Origin of the sequence: Streptococcus mitis (genome assembly GCF_001579035.1) — a bacterium.
Classification (GTDB): Bacteria; Bacillota; Bacilli; order Lactobacillales; family Streptococcaceae; genus Streptococcus; species Streptococcus mitis_J.
Genome location: NZ_KQ970288.1, coordinates 92,790 through 97,260, shown reverse-complemented (window position 1 = coordinate 97,260; position 4,471 = coordinate 92,790). Strand labels below are relative to the sequence as shown.

5 protein-coding genes and 3 pseudogenes are annotated in these 4,471 nt (G+C 37.3%); all 8 read left to right on the top strand.

All coding sequences use genetic code 11. The features are described 5' to 3' along the window. A pseudogene (locus SMIDD26_RS13050) lies at positions 1-204 on the top strand (hypothetical protein); the annotation flags it as partial. Positions 205-370: 166 nt separating this feature from the next. Then, a complete protein-coding gene (locus tag SMIDD26_RS06655) occupies positions 371-841 on the top strand; it encodes an HIT family protein (RefSeq protein ID WP_049511652.1) in 471 nt (156 codons plus the stop codon). Between the two features lie 2 nt (positions 842-843). Beyond that, entirely contained in the window at positions 844-1,560 is a 717-nt protein-coding gene (ldcB, locus tag SMIDD26_RS06650; RefSeq protein WP_049511651.1) for an LD-carboxypeptidase LdcB/DacB, read from the top strand. 121 nt (positions 1,561-1,681) lie between these two features. After that, the gene (gene rplK / locus SMIDD26_RS06645; RefSeq protein ID WP_001085807.1) at positions 1,682-2,107 is read left to right on the top strand and encodes a 50S ribosomal protein L11; all 426 of its coding nucleotides are present in this window, start codon (positions 1,682-1,684) and stop codon (positions 2,105-2,107) included. A 206-nt stretch (positions 2,108-2,313) separates the two neighbouring features. After that, positions 2,314-3,003, top strand: a complete 690-nt coding sequence (gene rplA / locus SMIDD26_RS06640) for a 50S ribosomal protein L1 (protein ID WP_001085675.1) — start codon at positions 2,314-2,316, stop codon at positions 3,001-3,003. Between the two features lie 388 nt (positions 3,004-3,391). Next, the gene (locus SMIDD26_RS13710) at positions 3,392-3,727 is read left to right on the top strand and encodes a transposase (protein ID WP_419986657.1); all 336 of its coding nucleotides are present in this window, start codon (positions 3,392-3,394) and stop codon (positions 3,725-3,727) included. A 161-nt stretch (positions 3,728-3,888) separates the two neighbouring features. Beyond that, positions 3,889-4,317: pseudogene (locus SMIDD26_RS06625) on the top strand (transposase); the annotation flags it as partial. 15 nt (positions 4,318-4,332) lie between these two features. Further along, positions 4,333-4,471: pseudogene (locus SMIDD26_RS13705) on the top strand (transposase); the annotation flags it as partial.

Sequence of the window (4,471 nt, the reverse complement as noted above, 5' to 3'; positions counted from 1 at the left end):
TTAAAAGCCATCATTTTCGGGGAAAGTGAAATTGGTAAAGTATCTACAATTTATATCGAAGAATATAGGAAGCTACAGGGACCTGAGTTAAGTAAGAGACGCTTTATAAATAATTTTAAAGTTATTCCATTTTTTAATAAGATTAAGAATTTATTTCACAAAGATAAGAGGGGGGATGATGACCAACAAACACTGACTCTTTGACTTTGAATATCTCCTTATCGACTTTGAAATAGTTGATATCCAAGGAGTAAATCAAGGAGGGATTGACAGTGAGTGGTTTAATCACTATATATTTGAGAATACAAACATCGCTATCTCAAGCTGTCAAATTCAAGATTGAAGATATTAGAATTAAAAGGAGAGACTCATGTGCCTTATTTGTCAGAGAATTGAGTTCATTAAAGTTGGGAAAAATCCCTACTTTGTCAAAGAGTTGGAAACAGGCTATCTTGTGATTGGAGACCACCAGTATTTTGAAGGCTATAGTCTTTTTCTAGCCAAGGAGCATGTCAGCGAATTGCACCATTTGAAAAAGGAAACAAGACTCCGTTTTCTCGAAGAAATGAGTTTAGTCCAAGAGGCAGTTGCCAAGGCATTTGCTGCTGAGAAAATGAATATCGAACTGCTAGGAAATGGCGATGCCCATCTTCATTGGCATCTGTTTCCACGACGGACAGGTGATATGAATGGCCACGGTCTTAAAGGTCGTGGGCCAGTTTGGTGGGTTCCCTTTGAAGAAATGACAGCAGAAACTTGCCAAGTAAAACCGGAAGAGATTAAAAGATTAGTCGAATGTTTATCGTCAGAAGTAGATAAACTATTAGAAATAAAGGAGTAGAAATGAAAAAAAGATACCTTGTCTTGACAGCTTTGCTAGCCTTGAGTCTAGCAGCTTGTTCACAAGAAAAAGTAAAAAATGAAGATGGAGAAACTAAGACAGAACAGACAGGCAAAGCTGATGGGACAGTCGGCAGTAAGTCTCAAGGAACTGCCCAGAAGAAAGCAGAAGTGGTTAATAAAGGAGACTACTACAGCATCCAAGGAAAATACGATGAAATCATCGTAGCAAATAAACACTACCCATTGTCAAAAGACTACAATCCAGGGGAAAATCCAACAGCCAAGGCAGAGTTGGTCAAACTCATCAAAGCGATGCAAGAGGCAGGTTTCCCAATTAGTGATCATTATAGTGGTTTTAGAAGTTATGAAACTCAGACCAAGCTCTACCAAGATTATGTTAATCAAGATGGGAAAGTAGCAGCTGACCGTTACTCTGCCCGTCCTGGCTATAGCGAACACCAAACTGGCTTGGCCTTTGATGTTATTGGGACTGATGGTGATTTAGTAACAGAAGAAAAAGCAGCCCAATGGCTCTTGGATCATGCTGCTGATTATGGCTTTGTTGTCCGTTATCTCAAAGGTAAGGAAAAGGAAACAGGCTATATGGCTGAGGAATGGCACTTGCGTTATGTCGGAAAAGAAGCAAAAGAAATTGCTGAGAGTGGTCTCAGTTTGGAAGAATACTATGGCTTTGAAGGCGGAGATTATGTCGATTAAAAATAAACTTTTCTCTTGCAATTCCAGATAAATAGTGTATAATAGATGGGTATGTGAAAAGCATACTTGTGGGAGGTAAAAATCTTTAATTACCGCCAAAACCACAAAGGAGGATTTAAAAATGGCTAAAAAAGTCGAAAAACTTGTAAAATTGCAAATCCCTGCTGGTAAAGCTACACCAGCTCCACCGGTTGGACCTGCTCTTGGTCAAGCTGGTATCAACATCATGGGATTCACAAAAGAGTTCAACGCTCGTACAGCTGACCAAGCTGGTATGATCATTCCAGTTGTTATCTCAGTTTACGAAGATAAATCATTTACTTTCATCACTAAAACACCACCAGCTGCTGTTCTTTTGAAAAAAGCTGCAGGTGTTGAAAAAGGATCAGGTACACCTAACAAAACTAAAGTTGCTACAGTTACTCGTGCGCAAGTACAAGAAATTGCAGAAACTAAGATGCCAGATTTGAACGCAGCAAACGTAGAGTCTGCAATGCGTATGATCGAAGGTACTGCTCGTTCTATGGGATTCACTGTTGTTGACTAATCAATAACACAGTAGAAAATCTCACAGCAGTCTATTAGTTGCTTTTCATACTAGGCAAGTGACTGATGCTTGTACTTGGGTACAGCAAGGGAACTTAACGACGTAGGAAAAGAATCTAATAGACTGATAACCCGCAAGACTTCATCATTTCGAGGAGTGACGTGGGAGATGAAAATCGATTGAACCACTTACAAGGAGAATAGAAAATGGCTAAAAAAAGCAAACAACTTCGTGCTGCTCTTGAGAAAATCGACAGCACAAAAGCATACAGCGTAGAAGAAGCTGTAGCACTTGCAAAAGAAACTAACTTTGCAAAATTTGATGCAACTGTAGAAGTTGCTTACAACTTGAACATCGACGTTAAAAAAGCTGACCAACAAATCCGTGGAGCAATGGTATTGCCAAACGGTACTGGTAAAACTTCACGCGTTCTTGTTTTCGCACGTGGTGCAAAAGCTGAAGAAGCAAAAGCTGCTGGTGCAGACTTTGTTGGTGAAGATGACCTTGTTGCTAAAATCAACGATGGTTGGTTGGACTTCGACGTAGTTATCGCTACACCTGATATGATGGCTCTTGTTGGACGTCTTGGACGTGTCCTTGGACCACGTAACTTGATGCCAAACCCTAAAACTGGTACTGTGACAATGGATGTTGCTAAAGCAGTTGAAGAGTCTAAAGGTGGTAAAATCACTTACCGTGCTGACCGTGCAGGTAACGTTCAAGCAATCATCGGTAAAGTATCATTTGAAGCTGAAAAATTGGTTGAAAACTTCAAAGCTTTCAACGAAACAATCCAAAAAGCAAAACCAGCTACAGCTAAAGGAACTTACGTAACAAACTTGACTATCACAACTACTCAAGGTGTTGGTATCAAAGTTGACGTAAACTCACTTTAATCAGTAGTTTATACAGAGAAAACGAGTACGAAAGTGCTCGTTTTTGTATGTAAGCTATAGTCTCGATAAAATGGTCATCTTATTTGGCTTATAGGGTGACTAGCAAATGAAATACGAATTATTTTCGTGCCCAAGCAACCCAATGAAACCAATACTTTAGGGATAGTGCTAAAATAAAAATCGCCACCATGAAGTCCCATGAAATAAGGATTTTTTGGTGTCGATTTTGTTTATTTTGTAATTTTACGGCTAAAAAATAGTGGAAATTCCTGTATAATATAGTTGTTTTAAAAAAATATTCAAGGAGGGATTTCCACATGAACATTGTAACACAAACGAGCCTTTTTAGTGAAGAAGAAATTTAGGAGAATTAGAAAAATTAGCACAAATAATATCAGTATTACCAGCAGAAAAGTTATTAAAAAAATTAGATGAAGAGCGAGCAAATGGTAGAAATGATTATCCGGTTGTATGTATGTGGCGATTATTTCTTGCGAAATTTATTTTTCAACATCCAACGATTGAAAGTTTATTACGCGAATGTCGTAGAAATAGTCAATTAAGACAATTATGTGGACTTCGATCTCACTATATTTCTATGAATCATACCAATAATTATGTTTGTATAGTGCCAAGTTCTGCTGCAATGTCTCGTTTTATAAAAAAATTAAAGGAACATCAAGAAGACTTGACAGAGATGATGCTGATTTTGGAAAAGAAGTAGCCGTTGACGGGAAAATTATTCAAAGTTACGCCAATAAAGTATCGACTAAAGAACCAGATGGCAGAAGAGAAACGCAGGCTGATACGACCGCAAAAAATTATTATTCAAATAACGGAACTAAAATTACGAAGTATTATTTTGGTTTTTGAGTTCATTTATTAGCAGATGTAAATTATGAACTACTGATAGCTTTTAAAGTGACTCCAACAGGTAAAGGAGAACGTGAAGTTGCTGAAGAAATTCTTACAGAATCAGAAATCCTATTAAAGAATACAAGGGCAGTGATGGCAGATAAAGGGTATGATAGTGTTAATTTTAGAAAATTCATCGAAGAACAAGGAATAATCGCGGTTATCCCTCCAAGACATATGTGGAAAGATGAAGAAAGCCGTCAATATAAAGACTCAGCACTCTATTATAATCAAGATGAAGAAGTATTTTATCGAACAGAAGATTTTCAATTAATACCATTAGTGTACAAAGGGACAGATTCATTGCGTTACGAATTTCATCCAAAATATAATGATAACCGCATTTTTAGAGTAGATAGTTCAGAAGATATTCGAATCTTCCCAAAAGTATCCCAATAATCACATAAATTTGAGAGACTTTACAATAAGAGAAGTGCCATTGAAAGAATCAATGGTTGCTTAGATAGAGACTTTATGTTTGAAAATCATACGATAAGAGGATTAGAAAAAGTAACTTTATATGTCACAATGGCTTGTTTATGTACATTAGGAT

What these genes read in the sequence shown, in the direction of transcription:
- SMIDD26_RS06655 (WP_049511652.1), top strand. Translation starts at nt 371, where the DNA reads ATGTGCCTTATTTGTCAGAGAATTGAGTTCATTAAAGTTGGGAAAAAT.
- ldcB (WP_049511651.1), top strand. Translation starts at nt 844, where the DNA reads ATGAAAAAAAGATACCTTGTCTTGACAGCTTTGCTAGCCTTGAGTCTA.
- rplK (WP_001085807.1), top strand. Translation starts at nt 1,682, where the DNA reads ATGGCTAAAAAAGTCGAAAAACTTGTAAAATTGCAAATCCCTGCTGGT.
- rplA (WP_001085675.1), top strand. Translation starts at nt 2,314, where the DNA reads ATGGCTAAAAAAAGCAAACAACTTCGTGCTGCTCTTGAGAAAATCGAC.